20 protein-coding genes and 1 pseudogene are annotated in these 26,104 nt (G+C 71.2%); 16 read left to right on the top strand and 5 right to left on the bottom strand.

From position 1 onward, the window contains the following. Positions 1–43 precede the first annotated feature (43 nt). The 7 genes from OG494_RS37185 to OG494_RS37155 all read left to right on the top strand — a co-directional run bounded on the left by OG494_RS37185 (position 44) and on the right by OG494_RS37155 (position 5,085). Positions 44–424, top strand: coding sequence for a hypothetical protein (locus tag OG494_RS37185; protein ID WP_328446765.1), 381 nt, complete (start codon positions 44–46; stop codon positions 422–424). Between the two features lie 60 nt (positions 425–484). After that, positions 485–1,891 carry a hypothetical protein gene (locus OG494_RS37180; protein ID WP_328446763.1) on the top strand — a complete coding sequence of 469 codons (1,407 nt, stop codon included), beginning with the start codon at positions 485–487 and terminating at the stop codon, positions 1,889–1,891. Continuing rightward, positions 1,888–2,640 carry an ESX secretion-associated protein EspG gene (locus OG494_RS37175; protein ID WP_328446761.1) on the top strand — a complete coding sequence of 251 codons (753 nt, stop codon included), beginning with the start codon at positions 1,888–1,890 and terminating at the stop codon, positions 2,638–2,640. Before OG494_RS37180 ends, OG494_RS37175 begins: the two co-directional genes overlap by 4 nt. Next, entirely contained in the window at positions 2,637–3,047 is a 411-nt protein-coding gene (locus OG494_RS37170) for a hypothetical protein (protein ID WP_328446759.1), read from the top strand. Before OG494_RS37175 ends, OG494_RS37170 begins: the two co-directional genes overlap by 4 nt. After that, positions 3,044–3,664, top strand: a complete 621-nt coding sequence (locus OG494_RS37165; protein ID WP_328446758.1) for a DUF3558 domain-containing protein — start codon at positions 3,044–3,046, stop codon at positions 3,662–3,664. The genes OG494_RS37170 and OG494_RS37165 overlap by 4 nt, the downstream gene beginning before the upstream one ends. An 11-nt stretch (positions 3,665–3,675) precedes the next feature. Then, positions 3,676–4,275: a DUF3558 domain-containing protein gene (locus OG494_RS37160; protein ID WP_328446757.1), complete on the top strand. Its 600-nt coding sequence runs from the start codon at positions 3,676–3,678 to the stop codon at positions 4,273–4,275. Between the two features lie 72 nt (positions 4,276–4,347). After that, entirely contained in the window at positions 4,348–5,085 is a 738-nt protein-coding gene (locus tag OG494_RS37155; protein ID WP_328446755.1) for a TetR/AcrR family transcriptional regulator, read from the top strand. On the opposite strand, the gene OG494_RS37150 is transcribed toward OG494_RS37155, so the two are convergent. The 3 genes from OG494_RS37150 to OG494_RS37140 all read right to left on the bottom strand — a co-directional run bounded on the left by OG494_RS37150 (position 5,082) and on the right by OG494_RS37140 (position 10,391). After that, on the bottom strand, positions 5,082–5,819 hold the full coding sequence (locus OG494_RS37150; protein ID WP_328446753.1) for a 3-oxoacyl-ACP reductase family protein: 738 nt from the start codon (positions 5,817–5,819) through the stop codon (positions 5,082–5,084). The two genes, OG494_RS37155 and OG494_RS37150, sit on opposite strands and share 4 nt — an antisense overlap. A 419-nt stretch (positions 5,820–6,238) precedes the next feature. After that, positions 6,239–9,079, bottom strand: a complete 2,841-nt coding sequence (leuS, locus tag OG494_RS37145; protein WP_328446751.1) for a leucine--tRNA ligase — start codon at positions 9,077–9,079, stop codon at positions 6,239–6,241. Positions 9,080–9,230: 151 nt separating this feature from the next. Then, a complete protein-coding gene (locus OG494_RS37140; RefSeq protein WP_328446749.1) occupies positions 9,231–10,391 on the bottom strand; it encodes an esterase-like activity of phytase family protein in 1,161 nt (386 codons plus the stop codon). Between the two features lie 65 nt (positions 10,392–10,456). Here OG494_RS37140 and OG494_RS37135 point away from each other — a divergent pair, with 65 nt between their 5' ends. Then, positions 10,457–10,870 carry an SdpI family protein gene (locus OG494_RS37135; protein WP_326945401.1) on the top strand — a complete coding sequence of 138 codons (414 nt, stop codon included), beginning with the start codon at positions 10,457–10,459 and terminating at the stop codon, positions 10,868–10,870. Between the two features lie 12 nt (positions 10,871–10,882). On the opposite strand, the gene OG494_RS37130 is transcribed toward OG494_RS37135, so the two are convergent. After that, positions 10,883–11,464: a YqgE/AlgH family protein gene (locus tag OG494_RS37130; RefSeq protein ID WP_328446744.1), complete on the bottom strand. Its 582-nt coding sequence runs from the start codon at positions 11,462–11,464 to the stop codon at positions 10,883–10,885. Positions 11,465–11,666: 202 nt separating this feature from the next. Here OG494_RS37130 and OG494_RS37125 point away from each other — a divergent pair, with 202 nt between their 5' ends. From OG494_RS37125 to OG494_RS48495, 4 genes and pseudogenes are all read left to right on the top strand, one after another. Then, a complete protein-coding gene (locus tag OG494_RS37125; RefSeq protein WP_328446742.1) occupies positions 11,667–12,959 on the top strand; it encodes an MFS transporter in 1,293 nt (430 codons plus the stop codon). Between the two features lie 142 nt (positions 12,960–13,101). Next, the gene (locus tag OG494_RS37120; RefSeq protein WP_328446740.1) at positions 13,102–13,656 is read left to right on the top strand and encodes a YbaB/EbfC family nucleoid-associated protein; all 555 of its coding nucleotides are present in this window, start codon (positions 13,102–13,104) and stop codon (positions 13,654–13,656) included. Beyond that, positions 13,656–13,979, top strand: a complete 324-nt coding sequence (locus tag OG494_RS37115) for a WXG100 family type VII secretion target (RefSeq protein ID WP_328446738.1) — start codon at positions 13,656–13,658, stop codon at positions 13,977–13,979. The genes OG494_RS37120 and OG494_RS37115 overlap by 1 nt, the downstream gene beginning before the upstream one ends. Positions 13,980–13,988: 9 nt before the next feature. Next, positions 13,989–14,420, top strand: a pseudogene (locus OG494_RS48495) (WXG100 family type VII secretion target); the annotation flags it as partial. 2,067 nt (positions 14,421–16,487) lie between these two features. On the opposite strand, the gene OG494_RS37110 reads toward OG494_RS48495, so the two are convergent. Continuing rightward, a complete protein-coding gene (locus tag OG494_RS37110) occupies positions 16,488–16,736 on the bottom strand; it encodes a hypothetical protein (protein ID WP_328446736.1) in 249 nt (82 codons plus the stop codon). Positions 16,737–17,846: 1,110 nt separating this feature from the next. Between OG494_RS37110 and OG494_RS37105 the strand changes: the two genes are divergently transcribed. From OG494_RS37105 to OG494_RS37090, 4 genes are read left to right on the top strand one after another with little or no spacing between them, the layout of a single operon-like run. Beyond that, positions 17,847–21,959, top strand: a complete 4,113-nt coding sequence (locus OG494_RS37105; RefSeq protein ID WP_328446734.1) for a toxin glutamine deamidase domain-containing protein — start codon at positions 17,847–17,849, stop codon at positions 21,957–21,959. Next, entirely contained in the window at positions 21,959–22,405 is a 447-nt protein-coding gene (locus tag OG494_RS37100) for a hypothetical protein (protein WP_328446732.1), read from the top strand. Before OG494_RS37105 ends, OG494_RS37100 begins: the two co-directional genes overlap by 1 nt. Beyond that, positions 22,402–23,862, top strand: coding sequence for a TNT domain-containing protein (locus OG494_RS37095; RefSeq protein WP_328446730.1), 1,461 nt, complete (start codon positions 22,402–22,404; stop codon positions 23,860–23,862). Before OG494_RS37100 ends, OG494_RS37095 begins: the two co-directional genes overlap by 4 nt. Continuing rightward, positions 23,863–26,103 (top strand): ADP-ribosylglycohydrolase family protein, encoded by a 2,241-nt coding sequence (locus OG494_RS37090; protein ID WP_328446728.1) that lies wholly within the window; start codon positions 23,863–23,865, stop codon positions 26,101–26,103. Position 26,104: the final 1 nt, after the last annotated feature.

Raw genomic sequence — 26,104 nt, 5'->3', positions numbered from 1 at the left:
AACCGGGTGTTTGCGCTGTTCAGCGCGTCCTAGCGTGCTCTTCATGAGCATTTCCGACTGGAAGCGGACGATCTACGCCCTCCTCGCGCTCCCCGCGTACCTGGGCGGCCCCGAGGTGCGGCGACGGCTGGCGCGGCGGCTGCTGGGCGCCGAACCTCGGCGAGGGGGCGTCGCCGCCGGCGCGGCGGCGTTCCTCGTCTCGCTGCTGGTCTGGTACCTCGTCGGCCGCATCGCGACTTTCGGGTTCTTCTGGAGTGACGCCGACGCCGCCGGCTCGTGGGGCGGGCCCTCCCTGACCGGGGCGTGGATCGTGCACTTCTTCTGCGCGCTCGGCATGACCGTGCCCTGCATGTGGCTGCTGCGGCCGTTGACGCGGTGGCAGACCCGGAGCCCCGACCAGGTCGTTTCCTCCCACCAGCTGTAACCGGTGCGCTATTGTCCGTAACGCAAGAGGGGAGATCGAACGCGAGGGGAGCGCAGTTCGGTGGGGTTGTTCGGCGACATGCTCGACGCTGCCAAGCACGTCGGGTCGGAGATCGCGCACACCGTCGAGTCGGGGGCCGAGGGGCTCGGCAAGGTCCTGACCGGAGCGGGCGTCGGCCTGCTCGCGGGCGGTCCGCTCGGCGCGATCGCGGGTGGCTACATCGCTTCACAAACGGGTACCGGCGCGGACAATCCGCAGGCCGCCGGGTTGTCGCCGGGGCAGCTGGTGCACGCCGTGCTGACCGGGCCGGGCACCGGCTCGCTGCAGGACGTCCACAAGGCCGGCGTCGACCAGTCGACGTACCAGCGGCAGCTGGAGCAAGGAACGCGCGAGCTGACGTCCGGGCTCGAGTCGGCGTGGACCGGCGGCGCCTCGGACGCGGCCCGGGAACGGCTCCAGCCGCTGACGGCGTCGGCGACCTCGGCGTCGGCGACCCTGGACCGCAACTCGACGCTGTCCCAGACGCAGATCGACCAGTTCCACCAGATGCGGAACTCGCTGCACCCGGACGTCACCGACCAGCCGCCGACGCGCAGCGCCTGGGACGTCGCGACCCCGTGGGACACCGACACCGAAGACAAGATCAACCAGTACAACCAGAAGGCCCAGGAGAACGTCGAGCGGTACAACTCGTATTCGCAGCAGTCGAGCACGAATACCGCGGGCCGGACGATCGACTACGGCCGGCTAGGCGCGTACGACGGCGGCGACTTCGAGGTGAAGGACCCGGTCGAGCCGCCGGGGAAGAAGGAACGCACCCAGGTCCGCGGCGACCACGACCACTCGATCGACGCACAGGTGCAGCCACCGCCGGCGGTCCATCCGCCTGTCGCGCCGCCGCCTCCGGGTCAGGTGACACCGCCGGGCCACGTGACGCCGCCGGGCCAGGTCACGCCGCCGGGCTCGCACACGCAGGTACCGGGCGTGGACGACAGCGTCCGGGCGCAGGGTTACGTCCCACCGTCGTCGACGCAGTTCCCGCCGGGCTACCAGCCGCCGGGCAGTTCGCCGTATTCACCGGGAAGCGGCTTCGGCCCGGGTGGCGGCTTCGGTCCCGGTAGTGGTTTCGGTCCCGGTGGCGGCTTCGGCCCTGGTGGCAGCGGCGGATTCGGCCCGGGCTCGGGCTCGTCGCCGGGAACGGGCAGCGCCACCGGCGCCCGTGCTCCCGGCGCGTCTACCGGAGCGGGGCTTCCCGGCGAAGGACGTCCAGGCGCGGCCGGCGGGATCCGCGGCGGCGCGGCGGGCAAGCCGGGCGCGTCCGGGATGGGCGGCATGGGCCAGGGCGCCAAGGGCGGCAAGACCGAGGACGAAGAGCACCAGCGCGCGTCGTACCTGGTGGAAGCCGACCCGGAGAGCGTCTTCGGCGGCTCCGACGAGAGGACCGTGCCCCCGGTGATCGGGCTGTGACGGTGCTTTACCTGCCCAAGTCCGCGCTGCTCACGGCCTGGGAGTGGGAGCGGCACGGCCCACCCCCGGCGGTCCTCGGCCCGGACAACCTCTGGCTCGGCGACGAAACCCGCAAGCGGCTCGACGACAAGGTGCTCGACGTCCTCACGTCACTTCGGCTCGCCGCCCGCGGCACGCTGACACGCGAGTTCCGCGACATCCTGCGCGTCCTGGCGCGCGGCTCGCGGCAGTTCACGGCGTGGCTGGGCGACATCGAAGCCGACGAGTCGGGCACGGTCCTCGTCTCGGCCGACGGCCCGGCCGCGTTCCGGCTGATCCGGAAGGACGACACGGTCCGGATCGACACCGTGGAGCCGGCGCGGCTCGCCGAAGCGCTGGTGGACGTGCTGCCGCCGGTCCCGCCCGCCCGGATCGAGCGCGTGGCGATCCCGGAGTCGAGGTTCTCGGGCCGAGCCGTCGAAGACTCGTACGACCTCTCCGACCCGACGTCCGACGACGCCCGCGACCCCCTGCCATGGGCCCGGCGATTGATGGCGGCAAAGCGGACGGGGCTGCACCAGTGCTACGCGGTCAACGGCGGTTCCCGCAGCGCGCCGATCACAGCGGTGGACGCGCTCGGCGTCGGACGGGTGCTGACGTACGCGTTCCCGGGACGCGAACGGATGGTCAGCTTCCAGCCGGGCACCCGGGCGGCACTGGTCGACGTGCTGTACGCGACGCTCAACGGTCTAGGGGGAGGAGCACGATGACGGATCCGGGAAGCGCGATCTTCAGCGGCGTCGGCTTCTGGGCGACGGATATGCCCAGCGGGACTTCGCGGCCTGCCGGTGGGCAGGGGTTCGCGATGAGCAGCTCGGAGATGCGGGCGATGCTCAAGAAGGCCGAAGACCAGAAGAACACCATCAGCGAACAGATGCGAAGCGCCGAAATCCTGAGCAGGGCCAAACCGCCGGCTGAGGAGCCGGTCAGCCAGCAGGCGGTGAACGGTCCGAACGGGGTCAACGAAACCGGGCGCTACTACCAGGGCCACCTGCAGTACCAACTGGACTACTACACGGAGCTGACCCTGAGAATGAGGCAAGCCCTCGGCATCACTGAAGCGGCCGACCAGCAAGCTGCGGATTCGACGAAAACGATCAAGGGGTCGCTCGAATGATCCGACGAGTTCTCATCGGTACCACCACGGTGGTCGTCGGTGCGACGTTGCTGACGTCGTGCACCGGTGAACGCCGCACACCCGGTACCGCAACAGCCGCGCCGAGCAGCAGCACAGAGCTGCCGAACAGCGGCGCTCCCAAGGTGAACGACCCGCTGCCCGCCAAGGTTCTGGACGGCAGCCCGTGCGATTCGGCTTTCACCGGGGAACAGGTGACCGGCTATCTCGGACAAACAGGTGCGCCGAAACCGAAGGACTCCGAGCTGGGTCCCATGTGCGACTGGGCAAGTAGCTCGGGCAGCAGCGCCGGCATCCTCGTCGCCTACGAAACTAAGACGGGACAAGGAATCAGCTTCACCTACAAGAATGAGAAGCCGAAAGCTTCCCGCTGGGTCGACGACCTGGAAGCCGTGCAGGGCTATCCGACGGTCGGCTACGTGGACGTGGGGGCCAGCGGCAAACGAAGCTGCGTGATCGTTGTCGGGGTCTCCGACGAACTCGCCTACTCGCTCTCATTGGTGCTCGGCGACGAAGCCGCGGAAGCGGGCAAGGACGCCTGTCAGGTCGGGCGAGGTGTGGCAGACACGGTCATGACCAACCTCAAGGCCCGCGCATAGTGATTCGTCGAATGCTGGTGGCGGCGACCGTTGTCGCCGTGGGAACGACGTCGCTGACGGCTTGCGCCGGTGCACGTCGAACCGCCGGGATGGCCACCCCGGCGCCGGTGAGCACCACGGAGACGCCGGACAGCGGCGCCCCGCAGGTGAGCGACCCACTGTCTGCGGATGCTTTGGACGGCAGCCCGTGTGAGACGGCGTTGACGTCCGATCAAGTCAGCACATTCCTGGGCGACGCGACTCGAGGGAGGGAGAGCGACAGCCAGCTCGGGCCCATCTGCAACTGGAGCAGCAACACGGGGAGCGGCGCCGGCATCGCGATCAGCTACCAAACCAAGTCCGACCAGGGGATCGGTCTGGCCTATCGGAACGTGCAACCCGTTGCCGCGCGGTGGCAGCCGCTCGAACCGATCCAGGGATTTCCGGCCGTCGCCTACGCGAACTCGGACGACATACGCGCGTGCGTCATCGTCGTAGGTGTCACCGACGAGCTCGCGTTCTCGATCGGGTTGACGCTCGGCGACAAGGCCACCAGTGAGGGCAAAGATTCGTTCGACCTCGGGCGGCAGGTTGCGGACGTGGTCGCGCTGAACCTCAAGGCGAAGGCCTGAGCTGCACCTTTCCGTAACCTTCGCCGCCGCGTTGGTTCGGGACTTGTTGTCGTAAGCGCCTAGACTGTTCGGATGAGCCACCCCACGCGGAGGGGTCGCGCGCGTGCGGCTACCGAACTGGACATCCGGCGGACCGCCCGGAGGCTCCTGGTCGAGCAGGGGCCCGAGGCGGTCACGCTGCGCGCGATCGCGCGGGAGCTGGGGATCACCGCGCCCGCGCTGTACCGGTACTACGAGTCTCGTGATGACCTGGTCGAGAACCTGCGGCTGGACGTCTGCGCGGACCTGGCCGACGAGCTCGCCGAGGACATCGCCGAGCTGCCCGATGACGGGATGCTGCAGCTGTTCGCCATCTGCAAGGGCTTCCGGCGGTGGGCGCTCACTCACACGAAGGAGTTCACGCTCGTCTTCGCGTCGCCGACCGGTGGGGTCGGGTCGGCGGCCGGGAGTGCGCTGAGCCGGGTCGACGAGCCGTTCGGGCGGATCTTCCTGGCCGCCGCCGGGCGGGTGCTGGCGATGCACGATCTGGTGACGCCGCCCAGCAGCGGGGTGCCGGACGAGCTGCGCGACGACCTCATGACGTTCCAGCAGTCGCTGGCCGACGTGCTGTCGGAGTCCGGGCAGAACATTCCGGCGGAGCGGCTCGACCTCGGCGTGACGTACCTGATGATCCAGTTCTGGGCCCGGCTCTACGGGCACGTCACGCTCGAGGTCTTCGGCAACTACCCGATCCCGATGTCCAAGCCGGACGTCCTCTTCGAGGCCATGCTGATCGACCTCGCGAAGGAAATCGGGCTCGACCGCAGCTAGGCCGCGTGGCCGCCGTCGACCGAGAGGGTCGACGCCGTGACGTAGGCGCCGGCCGGGGCCGCCAAGAACGACACCGCCGAGGCGACTTCCGACGGCGTTCCGTAGCGGTCGAACGCCGTCAGGGCGCGCTGGTCGGCCGCGTACGGGCCGTCGGCCGGGTTCATGTCCGTGTCCGTCGGGCCCGGGTGGACCAGGTTGACCGTGATGCCGCGCGGGCCGAGCTCGCGCGCCAGGGCCTTGGTCAGGCCGACCATCGCCGCCTTGCTGGTCGCGTACAGGACCATGCCCGGGCCGGGCACGCGGTCCGTCACGCAGCTGCCGATCGTGATCACGCGGCCGCCGTCGCCCAGGTGGCCCGCCGCCGCTTTGGTCACGACGAGCACGCCGCGGACGTTCACCGCCAGCACGCGGTCGACGTCCTCGAGTGCGGTGTCCGACAGCGGGCCGACGAAGCCGACGCCGGCATTGTTCACCAGGACGTCGAGCCGGCCGAACTCCGCGACCGCGGTCTCCACGGCCGCCGACGCCGCCGCGGCGTCCGCCGAGTCCGCTTGGATCGCCAGCGCGCGACGGCCGAGAGCCTTGATCTTGTCGACCACCTCAGCTGCCTGCCCTGCGTTGTGCTGGTACGTCAGCGCGACGTCCGCGCCGTCCTCGGCGAGCCGCAGTGCCGTGGCCGCGCCGATGCCGCGGCTGCCGCCCGTCACCAGTGCCACCTTGCCGTCGAGGGTCATGCCGGGTTCTCCTTCGATCGAGCGGATTTCCTTGACCGCTCAATCACATCGCGAACCCCTCGCGAGCACTGGCACGTTTCCGCCGTCGCGCTGCGAGCCCGGCCGTCCCCCCGCCACTCCCAGGGGGGCGTCCCCAGGTCCAGTCTATCGGCGGGGTACGACGAAGGGCCGGAAAAGGGGCTGTGCGGCAACGGTTGTCCACATTCGGCGGTGGGTGTGGACAACTGGCGCCCGCAGGAAACGGCGGCGCGTACGGACAGCCGCCGCGCAGGCGGATCGAGGACGTCGAGCTCTTGCCGGAAGGCGACGTCGAGTGCGGGCAACCGCGGCATGCGCGAAGCCGGTGGCAGATGCGGACAACCTGCCGGAAAGGAAACCGGCGGTGGCCACCCCCGCGAAAGAGGTGGCCACCACAGGGGTCACAGGACGATGTTGACCAGCTTGCCCGGCACCACGATCACCTTGCGCGGCGTTCCGTCGCCGACCAGGGCCGCGACCTTCTCGTCCGCCAGCGCCGCCGCCTGGACCGCGTCCGCGGCGGCGCCTGCCGGGACCGTGACGCGGGAGCGGACCTTGCCGTTGACCTGGATCGGGTACTCGACCGAGTCCTCGACCAGGTACTTCTCGTCCACCACCGGGAACGGGCCCTGCACCAGGGAATCCGCGTGGCCCAGGCGGTGCCACAGCTCCTCCGCCATGTGCGGGGCCAGCGGGGCCAGCATCAGCACCAGGGGCTCGGCCAGTTCACGCGGCGTCGACGCGGTCGCGCCGTACGCCTTGGTGACGTGGTTGTTCAGCTCGATCAGCTTGGCGCCGGCCGTGTTGAAGCGCATCTCCGCGTAGTCCTCGCGGACGCCGGCCACAGTTCGGTGCAGCACCTTGCGGTCCGCCTCCGAAGCGTCCTCTGTGGACACTCGCAGCTCGCCGCTCGCCTCGTCGACGATCAGGCGCCACAGCCGCTGCAGGAAGCGGTGCGAGCCCACGACGTCCTTGGTCGCCCACGGGCGCGACATGGCCAGCGGGCCCATCGCCATCTCGTAGAAGCGGAACGTGTCGGCGCCGTAGTTCTCGGCCATCTCGTCCGGCGTGACGACGTTCTTCAGGCTCTTGCCCATCTTGCCGTACTCCTGGCTGACTTCCTCACCCTCGAAGAAGTGCTTGCCGTCGCGCTCCTCGACCTGCTCGGCCGGGACGTAGACGCCGCGGGCGTCGGTGTACGCGTACGCCTCGATGTAGCCCTGGTTGAACAGCTTCCGGTACGGCTCCTTGGACGTCACGTGGCCCAGGTCGAACAGCACCTTGTGCCAGAACCGCGAGTACAGCAGGTGCAGCACCGCGTGCTCGACGCCGCCGACGTACAGGTCGACGCCGCCGGTGTCGTCCGCGCCGTGCTCGGCGGCGCGCGGGCCCATCCAGTACGCCTCGTTTTCCGGCGCGCAGAACGACTCCGCGTTCGTCGGGTCGACGTAGCGCAGCTGGTACCAGCACGAACCGGCCCAGTTCGGCATCGTGTTGATGTCGCGGCGGTAGGTCTTCGGGCCGTCACCCAGGTCCAGCTCGACCTCGACCCAGTCGGTCGCGCGGGCCAGCGGGGACGACGGCATCGAGTCGCGGTCGTCGGCGTCGAACGTCACCGGCGAGTAGTCGGCGACTTCGGGCAGCTCGATCGGCAGCATCGACTCCGGGACGGCGTGGACCTCGCCGTCCTCGTCGTAGACCACCGGGAACGGTTCGCCCCAGTAGCGCTGGCGCGAGAACAGCCAGTCGCGCAGCTTGAACTGCACGGTGCCGACGCCGGTGCCGTCTTCGGCCAGGCGCTCGATGATCGTCTTCTTGGCCTCGGCGACGTCCATGCCGTCCAGGAAGCCGGAGTTGATCGCCGGGCCGTCGCCGGTGAACGCCTTGCCGTCGAACCCTTCCGTCGGCTGCACGGTCCGGATGATCTCCAGCCCGAACTTCTCGGCGAACTCCCAGTCCCGGACGTCCTGGCCGGGTACGGCCATGATCGCGCCGGTGCCGTAGCCCATCAGCACGTAGTCGGCGACGAAGACCGGGATCTGCTTGCCGTTGACCGGGTTCGTCGCGTACGCGCCGGTGAAGACGCCGGTCTTCTCCTTGTTCTCCTGCCGGTCCAGCTCGGACTTGCGCGACGCCGCGACGCGGTAGGACTCGATGGCGTCGGCGGGCGTCGCCGCGTCGCCGGTCCAGCGCTTGTCGACGCCCTCGGGCCAGGTGGCCGCAGTCAGCTTGTCGACCAGCGGGTGCTCCGGCGCCAGCACCATGTAGGTGGCACCGAACAGGGTGTCCGGCCGGGTCGTGAAGACCTCGATCGCGTCTTCGCCGGCCTTGAACGTGACGCGGGCGCCGTGCGAGCGGCCGATCCAGTTCCGCTGCATGGACTTGACCTTCTCCGGCCAGTCCAGCAGGTCCAGGTCGTCGACCAGGCGATCCGCGTACGCCGTGATCCGCATCATCCACTGACGCAGGTTGCGGCGGAACACCGGGAAGTTGCCGCGCTCGCTGCGGCCGTCCGCGGTGACCTCCTCGTTCGACAGCACCGTGCCCAGGCCCGGGCACCAGTTGACCGGCGCCTCGGAGATGTAGACCAGGCGGTGGTCGTCGATGATCGTCTTGCGCTCGACCGTGCTCAGCGACGCCCAGTCACGGCCGTCCGGCGTCGGGCGCGAGCCGTCGGCGAAGGCGGCCTCCAGCTGGGCGATCGGGCGCGCGCCGCCCGCCTCGACGTCGTACCAGGAGTTGAAGATCTGCAGGAAGATCCACTGCGTCCAGCGGTAGTACTCGGGGTCGATCGTGGAGATGCGACGGCGTTCGTCGTGGCCCAGGCCCAGGCGCCGGATCTGGCGCAGGTAGGTCCGGATGTTCTCCTCGGTCGTCTTGCGCGGGTGCTGCCCGGTCTGGACCGCGTACTGCTCGGCCGGCAGGCCGAACGCGTCGAAGCCCATCGTGTGCAGCACGTTGCGCCCGATCATCCGGTGGAAGCGGGCGAAGACGTCGGTGCTGATGAAGCCCAGCGGGTGCCCGACGTGCAGGCCGGAGCCCGACGGGTACGGGAACATGTCCTGGACGAACAGCTTGTCGCTGGGGACCGGCTGCCCCTCGACCGCGAGCGGCCCGACGGGGTTGGGCGCGTGGAACGTGCCGTGGTCGGCCCAGAAGTCCTGCCAGCGCCGCTCGATCTGACCGGCCAGCGCGGCCGTGTAGCGGTGCGCCGGGACGTCGGTCCCTGTTGTCTCGGTCATCGCCGTCTTCCTTCGTCGCGAGGTACTCCAGAAACAACTCGACCCCTCAGCCTCGAGGGCATGAGGGGTCGCCGCGCCGGCCGGGGCCCGGTCAGCGCGGCAGGCTAAGGAGCAGCCGAGCCGTGTTCATAGCTTCATCGTAACTTGCTGGTCAAAGCCGTTCGGAGGGGACCGCCAGTGCGACGAACTGCGTGACCTGGGTGGGCGAGAAGTTGTTGTCGCTGACGATCACCAGGCTGCGCTCGCCGTTCGGCAGCTTCGGGCCCCAGGTCATGCCCTCGATGTTGTCCACAGTGGACAAGCCGAGGTCGGCCGCGTCGAAGAGCAGGCGCTTCTTGACCGGCGTGACGTGCTTCGCCGCACCCAGTGACGGCACGTCCAGGACGTTCGTCGCGCCCTTCGTGTCGATTTCGTAGACGCGCACCTTGTTGCCGACGCCGGTGACGAACGAGCGCTCCATCATCAGGAACTTCGTCGGGTCGGCCTGGTCGACGGCCAGCATCGAGGAGACGCCGGTCGTCGCGAACGCCGTCGACGGCACCGGCGCGGCGAAGAGCGGCTCCTGCGGGTAGGCGTACTGCGCCAGGACGGGGCCGAAGCGCGCCTGCAAGGTGATCCGCGACAGCGCGCCGGACGTCGTGGTCGGCTCCGGGCCGTCCTGCAGCAGCGGGCCCTCGACCTCGCTGGCCAGCAGCGCGCCGAAACCGGCGAAGGTGATGCCCTCGAGCACCAGGTTCTGCCGCGGGCCGGCCGTCGGTGTCATCTTCTCGTTCGCGGGGATCGGCAGGTCACGGACGTACTTGCCGTCGCGGCGCGCCTCGCGGATCGACGGGTCGATCAAAGTCGTCGTGGTGCGCTCGCCCTCCTGCGACCAGTAGTAGTCGCCGGTCCACGGGTCGACGCGCAGCTCTTCGGGGTCGATCGTCTGCTCGTTCTGCGGCCGGGTGGGGTCGTTCTGCGTGAGCGGCGGGTACGGCGTGCCGTCGGGCCGCAGCAGCGGCTTCGTGCTGGTGAAGGTGACGTCGCCGACGCCCTTCGCCGTGACCGGGAAGGTCGCGGTGTAGAACCGGGCGGGGTTGATCGCCGACCGGTCGTCGCAGATCAGGGCGTAACCGCCGGTCCGCGGGTCGTAGTCGATGCTGGAGAGGCCGCCGACGATCGTCCCCTGGTACGGCAGGGAGTTCGGGACGATCTTTTCGCCGAGCAACCGGATCGGACGCTGGTGACTCTCGGTGGCACTGGCCGGCGCTGCGGCGGCCAATCCCCCGATCAGAGCAAGAGCCAGCACGGTGGGCAGTACGCGGGGTGACATGGCCTGTAGCACAGTCGACCAGGGTATCCAGCAGGTTGCCGGGACGTCACGCTTATCCTTGACCCGTGTTCGCTATCGCGCTGGTTCCGATCCTGCTCGGTGTCGTCGTCGGCTGGGGCGGTGTCCTCGGCGTCCGCGAAAAACTGACGCGCGAAGGCGGCACCGGCGTGCGCACGCAAGCCGCGTTGCGCAGCGAAGACGCGTTCAAGCTCGCGAACCGCGTCGCCGGGCTGCCGACGGCCGCCGGTGGCGCGATCTCGATCCTCTCCGGGCTGGCCGGGCTCGCGATGCCGTCGACCGGGGGCCTGATCGCCGCCGCGCTCGGGGGCATCGTGGCGATGTTCGTGCTGGTCGTTGGCGGTGGCGTGCTCGGCAACCGGGCCGCGCTGACCGTCCCCGCGCCGGCTCCGGCGGCGCCCGCCGGCTGCAGCGGCTGCGCGTGCGGCGAGGGCGGCTGCGGCGTCTTCAAGAAGGCCTGATCTTTTGACGAGCTAGTTGCGCTGGAGGTCACCCGGGTGGGTGGCCAGCAGCGCGATCGGCACGCCCTGGCGGCGCAGCACCTGGCTCCACAGGTCGCCGCTCGGCGAGGCCAGGATGTCGCTCGGCAGGGCCGGCACGATCACCCAGTCGTCCCGCTCGATCTCGCCGGCCAGCTGACCCGAGTCCCAGCCCGCGTAGCCGGCGAACACGCGCACGCCGCGGACCTTCGGCACCAGGACCTCGGGATCGGTGTCCAGGTCGACCAGCGCGACCGGCCCGCGGACCGCGATCACGCCCGGCACACTCGCCGCGGTCTCGCCGGTGCGCAGCGCGGCCAGGCACAACGCCGTCTTCTTCTCCACCGGCCCGCCGACGAACACCGACTGCGGCTCGGCGACGTGGCCACCCCAGTTGGGCAGCACGTCGTGCACGGCGACGTCACTGGGCCGGTTCAGGACGACGCCGAGCGTGCCCTCCTCGCGGTGATCGATGACGAACACCACGGTCCGGCGGAAATTGGGGTCGACCATGGTGGGGGCGGCGACCAGGAGCGTTCCCGGCTCAACCTCGGCGTCCGCTGGCACGCGACCCATGATCTCACCTCTGGCCCGGCGAATTACTTCGGCTCGGGAACAATCGCCCCACCCGCCCCGTTTGAAACAGTGGTCGGCGCACTCCGTGTCCCCCGGGCTCACTGAAGAACCGCCTTTGTGGAATACCGTCCGGCAGGAGCCACACTGCGCATAGCCGCCGAGAGGCGACCTCAGTGCGTCGGCCACCCTCTAGTCTGGCTTCGTGACGATCAGCGCCGACGTGGCCACAGGGCGAAAGGGCCCTCGCGAGCTGCTCAAGGACCCGGCCTTCCGGCGTCTGCTCTTCACCCGCTTCGCCGCCAGCTGGGGTGACGGCGTCTTCCGCGCCGGCCTCGCCGGCGCTGTGCTCTTCAACCCCGAACGCGGCGCCGACCCGCTGGCCATCGCGGGCGGGTTCGCGGCGCTGCTGCTGCCGTACTCCTTGGTCGGCCCGTTCGCGGGCGCTCTGCTGGACCGCTGGGACCGGCGCAAGGTCCTGATCTTCGCGAACCTCCTGCGCGGCCTGGCGATCCTCGCGTCGGCCGCCGCCGTCGGGTTCGGGTTCGGCGGAGTCGGCCTGTTTTCGCTGGCCCTGGCCGCGGAAGGGATCTCCCGCTTCATCGGCTCCGGGCTCTCGGCATCGCTGCCGCACGTCGTCCCGCCGCCGAGTGTGGTGACGGCGAACGCGTTCGCCACCACGATCGGCTCGGTCATCGCCGTGATCGGCGGCGGCTGCGCGATCGGCTTGCGCGCGCTGTTCGGCAGCGACGACGCCGGCTCGGCGTACACGACGGCGTTCGCGGTGCTCGGCACGCTGGTCGCGGCGTTCATCGCCCGCGGGTTCGCGCGCGGGCTGCTCGGGCCTTCCGTGGTCGACGAACCGGCGAACCCGCTCGTCGCGGTCGCCCGGGGGCTGGCCGACGGCGCGAAGCACGCGTGGCGCGCGCCGAGCGTCACCGCCGGGTTCATCGCGCTGTTCGCGCACCGGGCGTCGTTCGGCGTCTCGCTGCTGGTCACCGTCCTGCTGATGCGCAACTACTTCACCGACCACGGCCTCCTGCGCGCCGGCCTGCCCGGCTTGGGGCAGATGGCGGCGCTGGCCGGGGCCGGGCTGCTCATCGCCGGCTTGCTGACGGCCCGGCTGATCCGCCGTGCCGGGCGGGTGCGCGCGGTGCTCGGCGCGCTGGTCGTCGCGGCGATCGCGCAGTCCGCGCTCGGGCTGCCGATGGTGCTGCCGTGCGCGCTGCTCGCGTCGTTCTTCATCACCGGCGCGGGTCAGGTGCTGAAGCTCTGTGTCGATTCGTCGATCCAGCTCGACGTCGCCGACGAAGCCCGCGGCCGCGTCTTCGCGCTCTACGACACGCTCTTCAACATCACCCAGGTGGCGGCGGTATCGCTGGGCGCGCTGGTCATCCCGGACGACGGCCGGTCGCCCGGGCTGCTCATCGCCGCAACCGTTTGCTACCTGGTCGGCGGAGCCGGGTACCTCCTCGCCCGGCGCCGCACGATCAGCTGAGGCAAAAGCCCGAACCGGCTCCGATGACTGCTCCATTGGCATTAGGGTGACGGCAAGTCATTAGTAGGTTCGAGGGACACCGGGGGCTCCTGTGACCACCGCGGGCGACGACCGTGCGCGCCTTGAGGCGCGCAATGCCGCGATGAAGGACCAGATGGACACCCTCCTGGAGAACTTCGAGCGGCAGACGGCGCAGCTGCGCGACGCCCAGGCCGCGGCCGCCGAAACGACCGCGCAGGTCGCGTCCGCCGACGGGCTGGTCCGCGCGACCATCGACGCCGGCGGCAGCCTCGCGAAGCTGGAGTTCTCGCCGAACACGTTCGAGCGCACGACCCCCGCGCAGCTCGCGAACACCGTCCAGGCCCTGGTGCGGCAAGGATCGCTGCAGGTCAAGCAGAAGATCGCGGACCTGATGGCGCCGATCACCGAAGGCCTGCCCGATCTCGCCGACCTGGTCGAGGGCGCGCCGTCGCTGGCCGGGCTGGTACCGCCGATCCCGGACTTCGCCGAGGAAGAGGAAGCTCCCGAGCCGCCGCGCCCCGAATCCTTCGAAGACGGCGGCTCGATCCTGCGCAACGAGCAGCCGCCGGTGCCCGCTCCGGCTCCGGCTCCCGCGCCCGCACCCCAGCGCGCCCGCCCGCCGCGTGCGGACGAGGACGAGGAGCCGCCGTCGTCCTGGATGACGAGGGGCGACTGATGCCGGACGGGGGTGCCGGGTTCACCGCGGAGCCGGACGCCGTGCTGAGCGCGTCGAACGGGCTGGTCACGGCCGCGGACGGACTCGACAACGCGCTGAAGGCGTTACAGGGCGCGTTGTCCGCGCAGGGCGAGTGCTGGGGCGACGACGACTCCGGCAAGGAGTTCGCGAAGGACTACGTGCCGGGCGCACAGGGCGCCGTCGAGGGCTTCACCAACCTCGTGCAGGGGTTGCGCGGGATGCAGCAAAACGTCACGAAGTCGATGAAAGCCTTGTCGGGCGCCGACGACGACGTGACCTCGCAGCTCAGCAAGGGGCAATGACCCGTGGGTATGGAGATGCCCGACGCGGTCAAGTGGCTGCTGCCGATCGTCGTCGGCGAGAGCTGGCCGGAGGGCGACGAGACCAAGCTGCGCGCGCTGCGCGACGCGTGGCACACGGCGTCGTCCGCGATCGGCCCGGCCTCGGACGCGGGGAACCAAGCGGCTTCCGGCATCCGCGACAACTGGACCGGTGACGGCGCCGACGCGTTCGTCGAGCAGTGGAAGAAGTTCGTCGAGGGCGACGAGGCGTACTTCAAGCAGCTGGCCGACGCGTCCAAGGCCCTCGGCGACTCGTGTGACCAGACGGCCCTGGACGTCGAGTACACGAAGTACATGATCATCATCTCGCTGATCGTGCTGGCCGCCCAGATCGCGGCGATGATCGCGGCCGTGGCGGTGACGTTCGGCGGCTCGACGGCGGGCATCGCGCCGGCCCAGGTCGCGACGCGGATGACCGTGCAGATGCTGTTCCGGCAGCTGCTCGAGAAGCTGGCGCAGCAGGGGTTCAAGCAGGTCGCGAAGGAGCTGCTGGAGAAGCTGCTCAAGCAGGGCATCAAGAAGATCGGCATGGAGGTCCTCAAGAACGAGGCCATCAACCTCGGCATGGACGCCGGCATCCAGGGCCTGCAGATGGCCAAGGGCGACAGGCAGAGCTGGGACTGGTCCAAGACGTCCGATGCGGCGATCTCGGGCGCGGTCGGCGGCGTCGTCGGCGCTGGGAGCGGCGCGATCGGCCGCGGGGCGACCGAGGGGCTGTCGCACAGCGCTGGTGGGCAGATCGCGGATGCGGCGATGCGGGCTGGGGCTCGGGGTGCGGTCGAGGGTGTCGCGCAGACCGTCGGTCAGGCGGCGGTGACGGGGGATCTGGGGTCGTTGACGCCGGAGCAGCTGCTGACAGGCGCGTCCAGCGGGGCGGTCGGTGGAGCTGTCGGGGGCGCCAAGGAACAGATGCACTCGGTGCACGAGGCGAACATTCCGCGGGCTGAGCCGGATGGTTCGGGGGACTCGGGTTCTGGCTCTGGCTCCGGGGACTCTGGCTCTGGCGCGGGGGACTCGGGGTCGGGGGACTCGGGCTCGTCTTCCGGCTCGGGGGATTCCGGCGCGGGGGACTCGGGGTCGGGGGACTCGGGCTCGTCTTCCGGCTCGGGGGATTCCGGCTCGGGGGATTCGGACTCTGGGGGTCCGGGCGCGAGGGACTCTGGCGCTGGGGAGTCCCGCGGCGCCGGCGAGCCCGGGGGTTCCAGCTCGGGCGCCTCCGGCTCGGACTCGGGCGGCTCTGGGGAGTCCCGAAGCTCGGGTGAGCCGAGCGGCGCTGGGGAGTCCCGAAGCTCCGGTGAGCCGAGCGGCTTTGGGGAGTCCCGGAGCTCGAGTGAGTCGGGCGGATCCGGGGACTCGCGCAGCTCCAGTGAGCCGAGCGGCGCTGGGGATTCGCGTGACTCCGGGGAGTCTCGGCGTGCTGACGAGTCCGGGGAATCGCGGCGGGGCTCGGAGGAGCCGAGTTCGTCGTCGGAACCGGCGTCGCGGGGTGAAGAGCCATCGTCGCGGGCGGAGTCGTCGGCCGAGGCGGAGTCTCGGAGCGGGACTTCGTCGGAGCCGGAAACCCGGAGTGCGTCGTCTTCCGATCCGGAGTCCGGGGGCTCGGAGTCGCGAGGTGAGCAGGCTCCGTCTCACCGGGAGCCGGAATCGCGGAGCGAGGCTCCGCCGGAATCCGCGTCGCACCGTTCGGAGCCCGAGGCACAACAGGGGGCCCAGCGTCAGGTGGAGCCTGTCGCACAGCAGCGAGTGGCGTCGGACGGTTCCGCTCCCCAACAGCAGGCACCGGTGGGTGGATCGCCCCCGCCGATGGGTGGTGGCGGGATGCCGAGCGCGGCGGGCGGGACGTCGTCCGGCGGTTCGCACAGTGCGGATTTCTCGGGCGGCACGTCAGGTGGCCCGGCACGGGCCGGAGGCTCGCCGCACGGCGAGAGTGCGGCCGCCGGTCCGTCGAACGGCGGATACGGCATGGCCCCACCGGGGACTGGCCCCGAGCCGGGACGGCAGAGCGGCGGACGTCCGGCGGCGGACAACGTCGGCGCGGCCGGGTTCACGGGCCAGCCGCCGGCCGCGGACGCGGGGCCGACGCCGTTCCAGGGTGGCGGGGCGCCGCAGCAGATGTCGCCCCCGCCTGCGGGTGGACTCACGCCACCGCCGGGAGGAATGCCGAACGGCGGTGGTCCGGGCGGTCGCGCGGGTGGCCCGCGTGCCGGCGGACCGACGCCGCCGATGCCCCCGCCGCGAGGTGGCCAGCCGCCGCACGAACAGCCGCGACGCGTGCCACCGCAGGACCCGCGCCGGATGCCGCCGGGTGGTCAGCCTGGTCAGCCGCCGATATCGCAGGGTGGCCGCCCGCCTCAGGGCGGGCAGGCCCCGCATGGCGGACAACCGCAGGGCGGACAGCCAATCCACGGCGGGCAACCGCAGCACGGTGGACAAGCCCTGCATGGCGGACAGCCGCCGCAAGCTGGGCAGTCACCTCAGGGCGGGCAACCAATCCACGGTGGGCAACCACCGCAGGGCGGGCAGCCGGCACACGGCGGGCAGGCTCAGCACGGTGGACAAGCCCCGCATGGCGCACAGCCGCCGCAAGCTGGGCAGCCACCTCACGGCGGGCAGGCTCAGCACAGTGGGCAACCACAGCAAGGCGGACCGCAGCACGGTGGGCAGGCCCCGCGCGGTGGACAGCCGCCACAGGGCGGGCAGGTTCAGCAAGGCGGGCAACCGCTACACGGGGGCCAGGTGCCCAAGGGCGGGCAACCGCACGGTGGGCCGGCTCCGCATAGTGGGCAGCCGCAGGGTGGGCCGGCTCCGCGTAGCGGGCAGCCGCTCCAGGGTGGGCAGCCGCAGGGTGGGCAGGCTACTCACGGTGGGCAGTCGCAGGGTGGGCAGCCGCAGGGTGGGCAGGCTGCTCACGGTGGGCAGCCGCAGGGTGGGTCGCCCCGTGGTGGGCAGCCGCCGCAGACTGGGCGGCCAGTGCAGGGGCCGTCGAACGGTGTGCCGTCGCAGGGTGGACGTGGTGGGCAGCCGCCGCACGGTGGCCAGCCTCCGCAGGGTCATCCGTCGCAGGGTGCGCAGCCGCCGCAGGGTGGGCCGCATCCGAACGATCCGCGCCGGATGCCGCCGGGTGGGTGGCCGGCGCAGGGTGGGCCTCAGCAGCGTCCGCCGATGCCGGGTGGGCAACGACCGGCGGGGTATCCGAACCAGCCGCGTGGGCCGCAGGGTCCGGGCGGCCGTCCGGCGATGCCGCCTCCGCCGCCTGGTGGCCGCCCGCCGATGCCGCCGCACGATCCGCGGGTGGGTCCGCCGCGTCCGGCCGGGCCGCCGCAGGTGCCGCCGCCCCGCTTCGGTCCGCCGCAGGAGAACCTTCCACGAGGCCCGCACAACCAACCGCCGAGGGCCTTCGACCAGCCTCGACCGATCGATCGCGCGCCGGAGCAGCCGCAGGGGCACCGTCCGGCACCCGGCGAACAGGGTCTGCCTCCTGGACAGCGTCCGCCTGCCACGCCGACGGAGCAGCCCGCCGGCCCGCGGCCGGTCGAACAGGCGCCTGCCCACCACCACGCGCCCGAGCCGGCGCGCACGGACGAGCAGAACCACGCCGGTGAGCAGGTAGCCGAGGACCGGGCGGGCCGGCAGCCGTCCACGGCCGATCACGCGGCTGAGCGCACACCCGCGGCAGAACGACCTCCCGAAGAACCAGCCGCGGGGAAGGCCCCTGCCGAACAGCAGGCGGCGGCTGAACGGCCTGGCGAGACCGCCGCGGTCGACCAGTCGGCGCGGCGATCGGGCGACGAGCAGTCCGCTGCCGAGCAGGTGCCGGCCGAGCACTTGGTGGAGCAGACGCCCGCCGAACCGGTGCACGACGAACAGGTGCCTGCCGAGCACGTGGCTGCTGAGCACGCGACCGAGCAGGCGACCGGCGAGCAGGACGGCTTCGGGGTCGAGGACCCGGCCGCACACGAATCGATGCACGTCGTCGACGAGCCGTATCTCACCGACGAGCACTTCCACACCGACGATCCCGCCGGGGTTCGGCGGATCGAGGACACCTTCATCGACTCCGGGCGGCAGAGTTCCGAGACCGGTGAGTGGCGGCACGAGCAGGTCCGCCGGGAGGCGCTCCTCCGGCGCGACGAGTTCCATCCCGGCATGTCCGACGACGGCGCCTTCGCCGTGCACGCCTACACGCGGCACGAGCTGGTCGGGCCGCTCAACCGGGCACTGCGGTTCGGTGGGCCGGAGCTTGCGGGCCTCGCGCCGCAGGCCGGGGCGCTGGTCTCCGGGTTGAACGAGCTGCCGCCGCATGTCGGGACCGTTTCGCGGCGGATCGACTTCCAGGGGGATCCCGCGCGGGTCCAGGCTTTCCTCGGGCGGTTCCACGAGGGTGCGCACGTCACCGAGCCGTCGTTCCTCAGCTCGTCGAAGGTCGATGCCGAGCACCCGCGGAGCATCTTCCCCGGCGAGGTCGAGATGCGGATCGAGTCCCGGTCCGGGCGGGACGTCGAGTCCATGGCCAGCATCGGGCGTGAGCGCGAGGTGCTGTTCAAGGCCGGGTCGCAGTTCGAGATCACCGGGATCGAGAAGGGGCCGGGCCACCCGGAGCACCCCGATCACGTCCGCGGTTCCGGCGGCACCATGGACCAGCCGCAGTGGATCGTGCACGCCGAAGAGGTCACCGCCGGCGATCCGCGGCACCTCGGTGAGGCCGACGCGCAGCACGCGATCGACGAGCGGCGGGCGCAGGAGCGGGCCGACGACGAGCGGTTCCAGCGTGAGGCCGACGCCGAGACCGAGAAGTTCTACGCCGAACACCCCGAGCTCAAGCCGAGCGGCAACCTGTTCAAGCTGCTCGGCGGGGACGACGCCGACACGCCCGCGCCCGAGCGGCGGGTGCCGGCGACCCGCGAGCCCGACGGTGGCTGGTCGCGGCTCGCCGAGCCGCTCACGCCGGGCGGCGAGCCCGTGCTCCACGCCGGGTCCGTCGAGAGCCCGCAACAGCACGCGCGGCTCGTTCGCGACGCCGTTCCCGAGCTCGGCTCGGTCAACTCCCGCAACCACTACGGCCCGGACGCGCTCGACCACGGCTTCCGGACCAACTCCGCCGAGTCGATGGTCGCCTTCGAGCGGCGGATGAACGGCGAAGACGTCGTCGCCGGGCCGGGCACGAACCAGAGCCTCGCGCACGTCGGCGAGCAGCTCGGCGGGCAGTGGAGCGGCCGCGACAGCTTCGGCGACGTCGCCCATGACCTGGGCGAACGTCCGGTCGGCGCGCGGACGGCCGTCGCTTTCGAGATCGACGGCGAGACGCGGCTGGTCGCCGGGGTGCACACCGAGCACGGTGTCGTGTTCGCCGATCCGGTCACCGGACGTCTGGCCGAGCTGCCCCACGACGCCACCGGCATCCACGAGATGCCGCTGGGCGGCGGGGACGCGCCGCACCACGTGCCGGAGATCGCGGACCGGCTCAACCCCACGCCCGAGCGCGTCCCGCACGACGAGGGTTACCTCTTCGACGGCGAGCACCACGCCACCCCGGCCGACCACGACAGCATCCGCCGTGCGGTCGGCGACGACGGCGTCTACCAGGACGTCCACGACCGCGCGCTCGCCCGCCGGGACGCCGCCGGGCTGCCGCTGACCGACGAAGGCGCCGTCGCGGTCCACGGCTACACCCGCGGCGAGTACGCCTACGACGTCAACGACGCCCTGCGCCGCGGCCCCGGCCACCCCGGCTTCGACCTCGCGCAGGCGAACACCCGCGCGATCGTCGACGGCCTCGGCCAGGTCCCGCGGACGTCCGGGGAGACCGTCCGCGGCATCGACGTCGGCGGCGATCCGCGGCTGGCCGAGCTGGTCGCCGGGCCGTACGAGCCGGGTGCGGTGGTCGTCGAGCCCGCGTTCTCCAGCGCGTCCATCAAGACCGGCGAGCTCTCGACGTCGAAGTTCGGGGACGACGTCGAGCTGCACGTCCGGTCGGACAACGTCCGCGACATCTCGAAGCTCGCCGAGAACCCGGGCGAGCGCGAGTCGCTGTCGCCGCCCGGGACACAGCTGCTGGTGCACGACAAGCGGCTCGAGATCACGCCCGGGGGCCGCCGCAAGTGGGTGATCGAGGCCGAGGAGATCGGGCCCGGGCACCCGCGCTACCTCGACCCCGAGGCCGCGCAGCGGACGATGGCCGAGCGGCGCGCCGAGAACGAGCACAACGCGGCCGAGTTCGACCGGCGCAAGCAGGAGTCGATCGCCGAACGCCTAGGCGGGCTCAACGAGCCGGTCGCGGAGCACCACCAGCCGGAGCAGCCGAAGGTCAGCGACGTCCTCGACGGCCCGGCCGAGCACATCGAACCAGCGCCGGTGCACGACTACTCGTCGCTGGCACGCGCGACGAACCCGCCCGCCGAGCCGGCCATCCACGCCGGCGCGGCGACGCCGGCGGAGCGCGCGGCCTACGTCCAGGACCGCCACCCGCACCTGCGCGAGGTCAACCCGGGCTTCCACGAGCCGGGCGCACTGGAGAACGGCTACATCTCCAACTGCACCCGCGGCCCCGAGGCGTACTGGGACCGGCTGCACGGCGGCGACGCGACGGCCGAGCCGATCCCGCTGCACGAGATGGGCACCCGCGGCACGCTCGAGCACATCGAGAGCCGGTTCGGCGAGACGTTCTCCGATCGCGCGAGCTACGAAGACGTCATCCGCGAGATGCGCGAGCGGCCGGTGGACCACCACGCCGTGGTCGCGGTGAAGTACGAGGGCCGCGGCGGCGTCGAGTACGGGCACGTCGCGATGGTCGTGCACACGCGCGACGCGGTGATTGCGTTCATCGACCCGCAGTCCGGCGACCTGATGCACCTGCCGCAGCCGCCGAAGGACATCAAGCTGCTGCACGTCGGTACGCCCGGCACCGAGCACGTCCGGACCGAGGTGCACGGCGAACACGGCGGCTACGGCATTTCCGAATCCGGTTTCCTGGACCGCGACGACGTCGCCGCGGCGCTCGACGGCCACGCGGACGCGGACTACATCCGCGCCCACCTGCCGGAACACCCCGAGCTGGCCAGGATGCTCGCCGACCCGGCCAACGACTACCTGACGCGCTCGCTGCTCGACAACCCGAAGACGCTGGCCAGCCTGCTCAAGCACCCCGAGGCGATCCCGATCCTGGAGGACGCCGTCCACGAGGTGAACGAGCGCGGGTACAGCGTGGTCGACGACGTCGAGCACCAGGGTGTCGAGCCGTTCGACCCGACTCCGGAGCAGGCGGAGATCTCCGCCGACGTCGCGGCGATCGCCCACGACACCCCGGAAGAGCAGCTGCAGCACGAAAGCTTCGACCAAGGCAGGATCGGCGATCCGGAGTACTGCCGCCAGTGGGTCGCCGAAGAACGTGAGCGCTGGCCCGAGACCCAGGGCACGCTGAACCGGATCACCGAACGCATCGCGGGTGAGACCGACGGCCACGCGGGGTTCCGGCCGGAACCGAAGGACGACGTGCGGGCTCTGGCGAAGATCGAGAAGCGCAACTGGGACGGTTCACTGCTGCACGACCTCGTCGGCACCAAGATCCAGTTCGAGCAGGTGGCGGACATGTACCGCGCGCTGGACGCGGTGCGCAACGATCCCGAACTCACGATCGTCGACTTCTCGGACCGGCTGGCCAGCCCGCAGGACAGCGGCTACCGGGACCTGCAGCTCAACGTCCGGCTGCCGAACGGGCACGTGGCCGAGCTGCGGCTGCACCTGACGCACATCGACGACGTCGCGTCGTACGAGCACGCGCTGTACGAGGTCCGCCGCGACTTCGAGACCTTCAGCAAGAAGGACGGCCGCGAAGGCGTCCTTTCGCCGGAAGAGGCGGCGCTCGACGCGGCGCTAACCGAGCAGGTCCGAGGCCGTTTCGAGGAAGCGTTCCGGCAGGGACTGTCATCCGAGGGGAGTAGCTGATGGCCATCCAGGAGCCCACGTTCTACCGGTACTACGCCCAGACCTATCGGATCGACAAGGTGCCCAACGGCGGTCTGGCGGGCACCCTCCTCGACCTGCAGACGGGTTTCTTCGTCCAGGACGGCAGCCACATCCGTGAGGTCCTGCGGGCCACCACCGATTCGAACATCAAAGGTCCGATGAGCGAGGAAGACTTCGTCCGGGAGACCGAAAAGCTGCGGAGCCGGTACCTGACGGGCGACGGTCCGATCTTCGCGCTCTACGAGACCGTGAAAGGTATAGACGACGTCGCTGTCCGGGAAGGACGCCGCCGGACCCCGCAGGAAACCGCGTTGGTCCAGGCACTCTGGAAGCGGACCTTCAAGATGTGGGAAGACGAAGCCACCCGTCGTGCGGCCGGTGAGGCGCCGACGTTCGAAGCCAAGCCGCGCTACCCGAGGCAATGATTCACGTGGAACAACGACTTTCGCCCGATGAGCAGCGTGCCCTCCTGGTGCAGCTGGGAAAGCTCGTGCGCGCGCACCGGGCCGACGCCGAGCGGCCGGCCGTTGTCGACTTCCGGCAGGTCGGGAAGCACGTCGAGATCGAGGGGCACAACTCGGCGACGCCGGACGAGCTCGCCGACCTCTTCGGCCGGCTGCGGCAGGGGATGTACACCGAGGAGCGCGGGACCTGGCTGCAGGCGCGGTTCACGCTCGTCCCCGACGGCAGCTTCGACTTCGACTTCGCGCTCGACGACGATCCGGTGTGGACGGACCCGCCCGAGGCGGCGGCCTACCCGGCGGAGCTCGGCGAGTTCCCGCGGCCCGACGAGCACATCCCGGACTGGTGGCGGCTGCGCGCGCAGCTGCCGCTCGGCCTCGTCTTCCGGCACGCGGACGTCGGCGGGCCGGAGACCGAACGGCCGCTGCTGACCGACACCGAGGCGCCGCTGGTGCTGCAGTACCTCGAGCGCGAGGCCGTCGTGCGGGCCGGCGACGAGCTCGGCGCCGACGTCTTCACGCCGGACGCGCCGGCCGACGTCCCCGACCGTCACCACACCGACGGCACGTGGATCTGGCCCGCGGCGGTGCCGCACTACCTGGCGAAGTACGGCCTGCCGCCCGAACCGGACCTGGTCGCGCACATCCGGCGGCACCACTTCCAGCCGCCGTACGTCGAGCCGCTGGTGCGGCGGACCGCCGAGGCGGACCTGCTCGGCGAGCCGCGGCCGAAGCCGGGCCGCGGGGACGGGAAGAAGACCGCCGGGGACGTCGTCGCGGAGCTGGAGACCACGCCGGATCCGGCGCTGGGGGACGAGGAGCTGCTGACCGTCCTGGTGCAGCGGCTCGGCGAGCACGGGGTGTGGCCCGAGGCGTACCGCGTCGGCGACCGCGCGGACGGCACGTGGTGCCTCAACTACACGCCGGACGGCTGGGAGGTCGCGGCGTACGCCGACGAAGCGCCCCGCGAACCGAAGTACTTCGACCGGCTCGAGGACGCCGCGCAGCAGCTGCTCGGCGCGTTGCTGCTGCACCCCGCCCGGATGACCGCCGGCCACGAAACCCCCTTGGAGACGGCCAGGGAACTGGACGACTGGCCGGTGCACCCGGCCCCGGGTGAGCCTCCCCTCACCCTGCTCCGCAACAAGCGCATCACCCGGCTGGTGGCGGGTACGGTCGTGCTGCGCTTCGGCGAGGAACCCGGCAACCTCGTTCACCACGGGGAGGTACGGTTCGCCACGACGTCGCTGCCGCTCGAACGCGAACGGGTGCGGCGGAGTTACCGGCTGAGACGCCCCTTGCACGTGATCACCGGCATCACGGTGCCGTGGGCGAACCTGCCGGGCGGTGCGGTGGCCTGCGTGCTGCCGAAGACGATCGCCGAGCACGAGTCCGACGGAAGCCTGGAGAGGATCGAGTAGGTGGAAGCGGCGGAAGCGATTGCCAAGGTCGGCCAGTGGCTGCGCGCGGTGCACGGCCCGGACGTCTCCGGTCCCGCCGGGCTCCGGGTGGACACCGAGAAGGTGCTGCGCATCCCCGAGGGCTGGTCCGTGCCCTACAACACGATCGCGTTCCTCGACGAGGGACGGCCGGACAAGGAGATCTTCCCGCCGCCGTCGGTGGTGGTCCGCGAGCCGGACGGCGAGCTGCGCCAGGCGCACCCGCACCCCGGCGGGCTCTCGGTGCCGGTGGCGTTCCCCGGCCAGGAGAACTGGCGTGAGGTCGTCGACCCCGAGTACGTGAAGGCCGGGCTCGGCGAGCTGGGCGTGCCGCTGCAGGCCGTCGCGGGCTGGGTGAAGGTCGACGCCGACGGCAACCAGACCGGCGAGGAGCGGGAGAACCCGGAGTACAAGGCCGGGCCGATCCGCCGCGGGTACCCGAAGCCGGAGAACACGCTCGAGACGCTGCTGTCGTTCGCCAGCGTCGGCTGGCTGACCCGGGAGCTGCTGCTCATCGGGCTGATCCGGTGCGAGGTGTTCGTCCCGCTCGACCTGGAGACCGGCAAGACGGACCGGTTCTACTTCGCCGAGGAGCGCAACGAGCTCAAGGTCTTCAGCTCGACGCGGCACCTGCCCTCGCGCGAGCACGGCTGGTGGCGGGTCGACGTCGCCACGCTCGCCGAGTTCGAGCACCCGCCGAACCTGGTGATCAACGGCGGCCCGACGACCATCGAAGACGTCTCCAGCGGCGAGCTCGCCGAGATCGTCAAGCGGTTCCCGCGGCACGAGCCGCGCATCGACGTGCACGGCCGCTGCCCGGAGGCCGAAGAGGACCTGATCCGCGTCGCCGCCGACACGGCGTCGCGGATGGGGTTGCCGGCGCCGGTCCGGCCGCCGCTCGCCGCGGCCGAGCGGGCCCGCAAGCGCGGGTACGAGCTCACCGCCGAGGAGTGCGCGAAGACCGTGCTCGGCGAGTCGTGGCTGAAGCGGATGACCATGCCGGAGCCGCCGCGCAGCAAGCCCAACGACCTGCGCGCGAACGGGCTGGCCCCGACGTACGACAACGCCGGGCGCCCGGTGCCGCGGCTGGACACGTTCGGCAAGTACTTCGAGCGGGACCTCGACGGGTTCCGCTACGGCTGGCAGCGCGTCACGGGCGCGTACGTCGGCTTCGCCCTCGGCGAAGCTCTCGGCGCCGCGGTCGACCGGATGCCGCTCCACGACATCCACGCGCAGTACGGCATCGAAGGTGTCACCGACCTGGTCCAGGCGTTCGACCAGCCGGGCCGGATCGGCTCGCTGACGCAGCGGCTGCTGTTCTACACCGAAGCCGTGATCCGCAGCCCGCACCGCGAGCAGCCGGAGTCCCGCGAGGCCGAGCAGCTGCTCCCCGACGTCACGCGCGGCGCGCTGCAGCGCTGGCTGAAGACGCAGGGCGCGCCGCTGGATCACCCGGACGGCTGGCTCGTACAGGTCACCGACCTGCACGCCCGCCGCGACGCCGACGACGCCGAGCTCAACGCCTACCACCAGCTCGCCACCGGGGCCGGCGGCACGCCGTTGACCGGCCCGGAAGCGCTGATCCCCGCGTTGGCCGCCGCGCTCACCATGGCCGGCCCCGGCAGCGGGCTCAGCGGCGGCGCGCGCCAGGCGGTGCGCGAGATGGCCGGCGTGACCCACCCCGGCGAGCCCGATCTGGCTGCCGCGACCTACCTGAGCTGGCTGTTCGAGCAGGCCCTGACCAAGGACGCGTTCAGCTTCCCGATCTGGAACCTCGGCCGGGAGATCCTCAACCCGGACAACCAGTTCCAGCAGGGTCCGGAGTGGACCGAGATCAAGGAGATGGTCGCCGAGTCGGTGCCGTTCTTCGGTGAGCACGGGCTGCCCGACCTGCGGATGCCGGAGCTGATCGGCGACGGCAAGAGCACGCTCTCGGTGCTCGGCCGCGCGTTCGCCGCGTTGTCCGGCTTCGAAAACTACCCGGAGCAGGCGCTGCTGCGCGCGGTCAACCACTCCGGCCGCAGCGCGCTCACCGGCGCGATCGCCGGCGCCCTGCTCGGCGCGCGCACCGGCATCCCCGGGCTGCCGCAGAAGTGGGTCGATCAGCTGGAGCTGCGCTACCTCGTCGAGAACGTGGCTTCGGACGCCTACTGGCACTTCGACCGGCACTCGGCGCTGAGCGCGCAGGGCGGCCAGTGGGTCGAGCGGTACCCGCGGCATTAGC

It is taken from the genome of Amycolatopsis sp. NBC_00438 (genome assembly GCF_036026695.1).
Lineage (GTDB): Bacteria > Actinomycetota > Actinomycetes > Mycobacteriales > Pseudonocardiaceae > Amycolatopsis.
Note: the sequence above shows the minus strand (reverse complement) of the source record. Positions and strands in the feature narration are given on the sequence as shown.

Excerpts from the sequence above, each read along its gene's own strand:
- OG494_RS37185 (WP_328446765.1), top strand. The coding sequence starts at position 44 with ATGAGCATTTCCGACTGGAAGCGGACGATCTACGCCCTCCTCGCGCTC.
- OG494_RS37170 (WP_328446759.1), top strand. The coding sequence starts at position 2,637 with ATGACGGATCCGGGAAGCGCGATCTTCAGCGGCGTCGGCTTCTGGGCG.
- OG494_RS37165 (WP_328446758.1), top strand. The coding sequence starts at position 3,044 with ATGATCCGACGAGTTCTCATCGGTACCACCACGGTGGTCGTCGGTGCG.
- OG494_RS37160 (WP_328446757.1), top strand. The coding sequence starts at position 3,676 with ATGCTGGTGGCGGCGACCGTTGTCGCCGTGGGAACGACGTCGCTGACG.
- OG494_RS37155 (WP_328446755.1), top strand. The coding sequence starts at position 4,348 with ATGAGCCACCCCACGCGGAGGGGTCGCGCGCGTGCGGCTACCGAACTG.
- OG494_RS37150 (WP_328446753.1), bottom strand. The coding sequence starts at position 5,819 with ATGACCCTCGACGGCAAGGTGGCACTGGTGACGGGCGGCAGCCGCGGC.
- leuS (WP_328446751.1), bottom strand. The coding sequence starts at position 9,079 with ATGACCGAGACAACAGGGACCGACGTCCCGGCGCACCGCTACACGGCC.
- OG494_RS37140 (WP_328446749.1), bottom strand. The coding sequence starts at position 10,391 with ATGTCACCCCGCGTACTGCCCACCGTGCTGGCTCTTGCTCTGATCGGG.
- OG494_RS37130 (WP_328446744.1), bottom strand. The coding sequence starts at position 11,464 with ATGGGTCGCGTGCCAGCGGACGCCGAGGTTGAGCCGGGAACGCTCCTG.
- OG494_RS37120 (WP_328446740.1), top strand. The coding sequence starts at position 13,102 with ATGAAGGACCAGATGGACACCCTCCTGGAGAACTTCGAGCGGCAGACG.
- OG494_RS37115 (WP_328446738.1), top strand. The coding sequence starts at position 13,656 with ATGCCGGACGGGGGTGCCGGGTTCACCGCGGAGCCGGACGCCGTGCTG.
- OG494_RS37100 (WP_328446732.1), top strand. The coding sequence starts at position 21,959 with ATGGCCATCCAGGAGCCCACGTTCTACCGGTACTACGCCCAGACCTAT.
- OG494_RS37095 (WP_328446730.1), top strand. The coding sequence starts at position 22,402 with ATGATTCACGTGGAACAACGACTTTCGCCCGATGAGCAGCGTGCCCTC.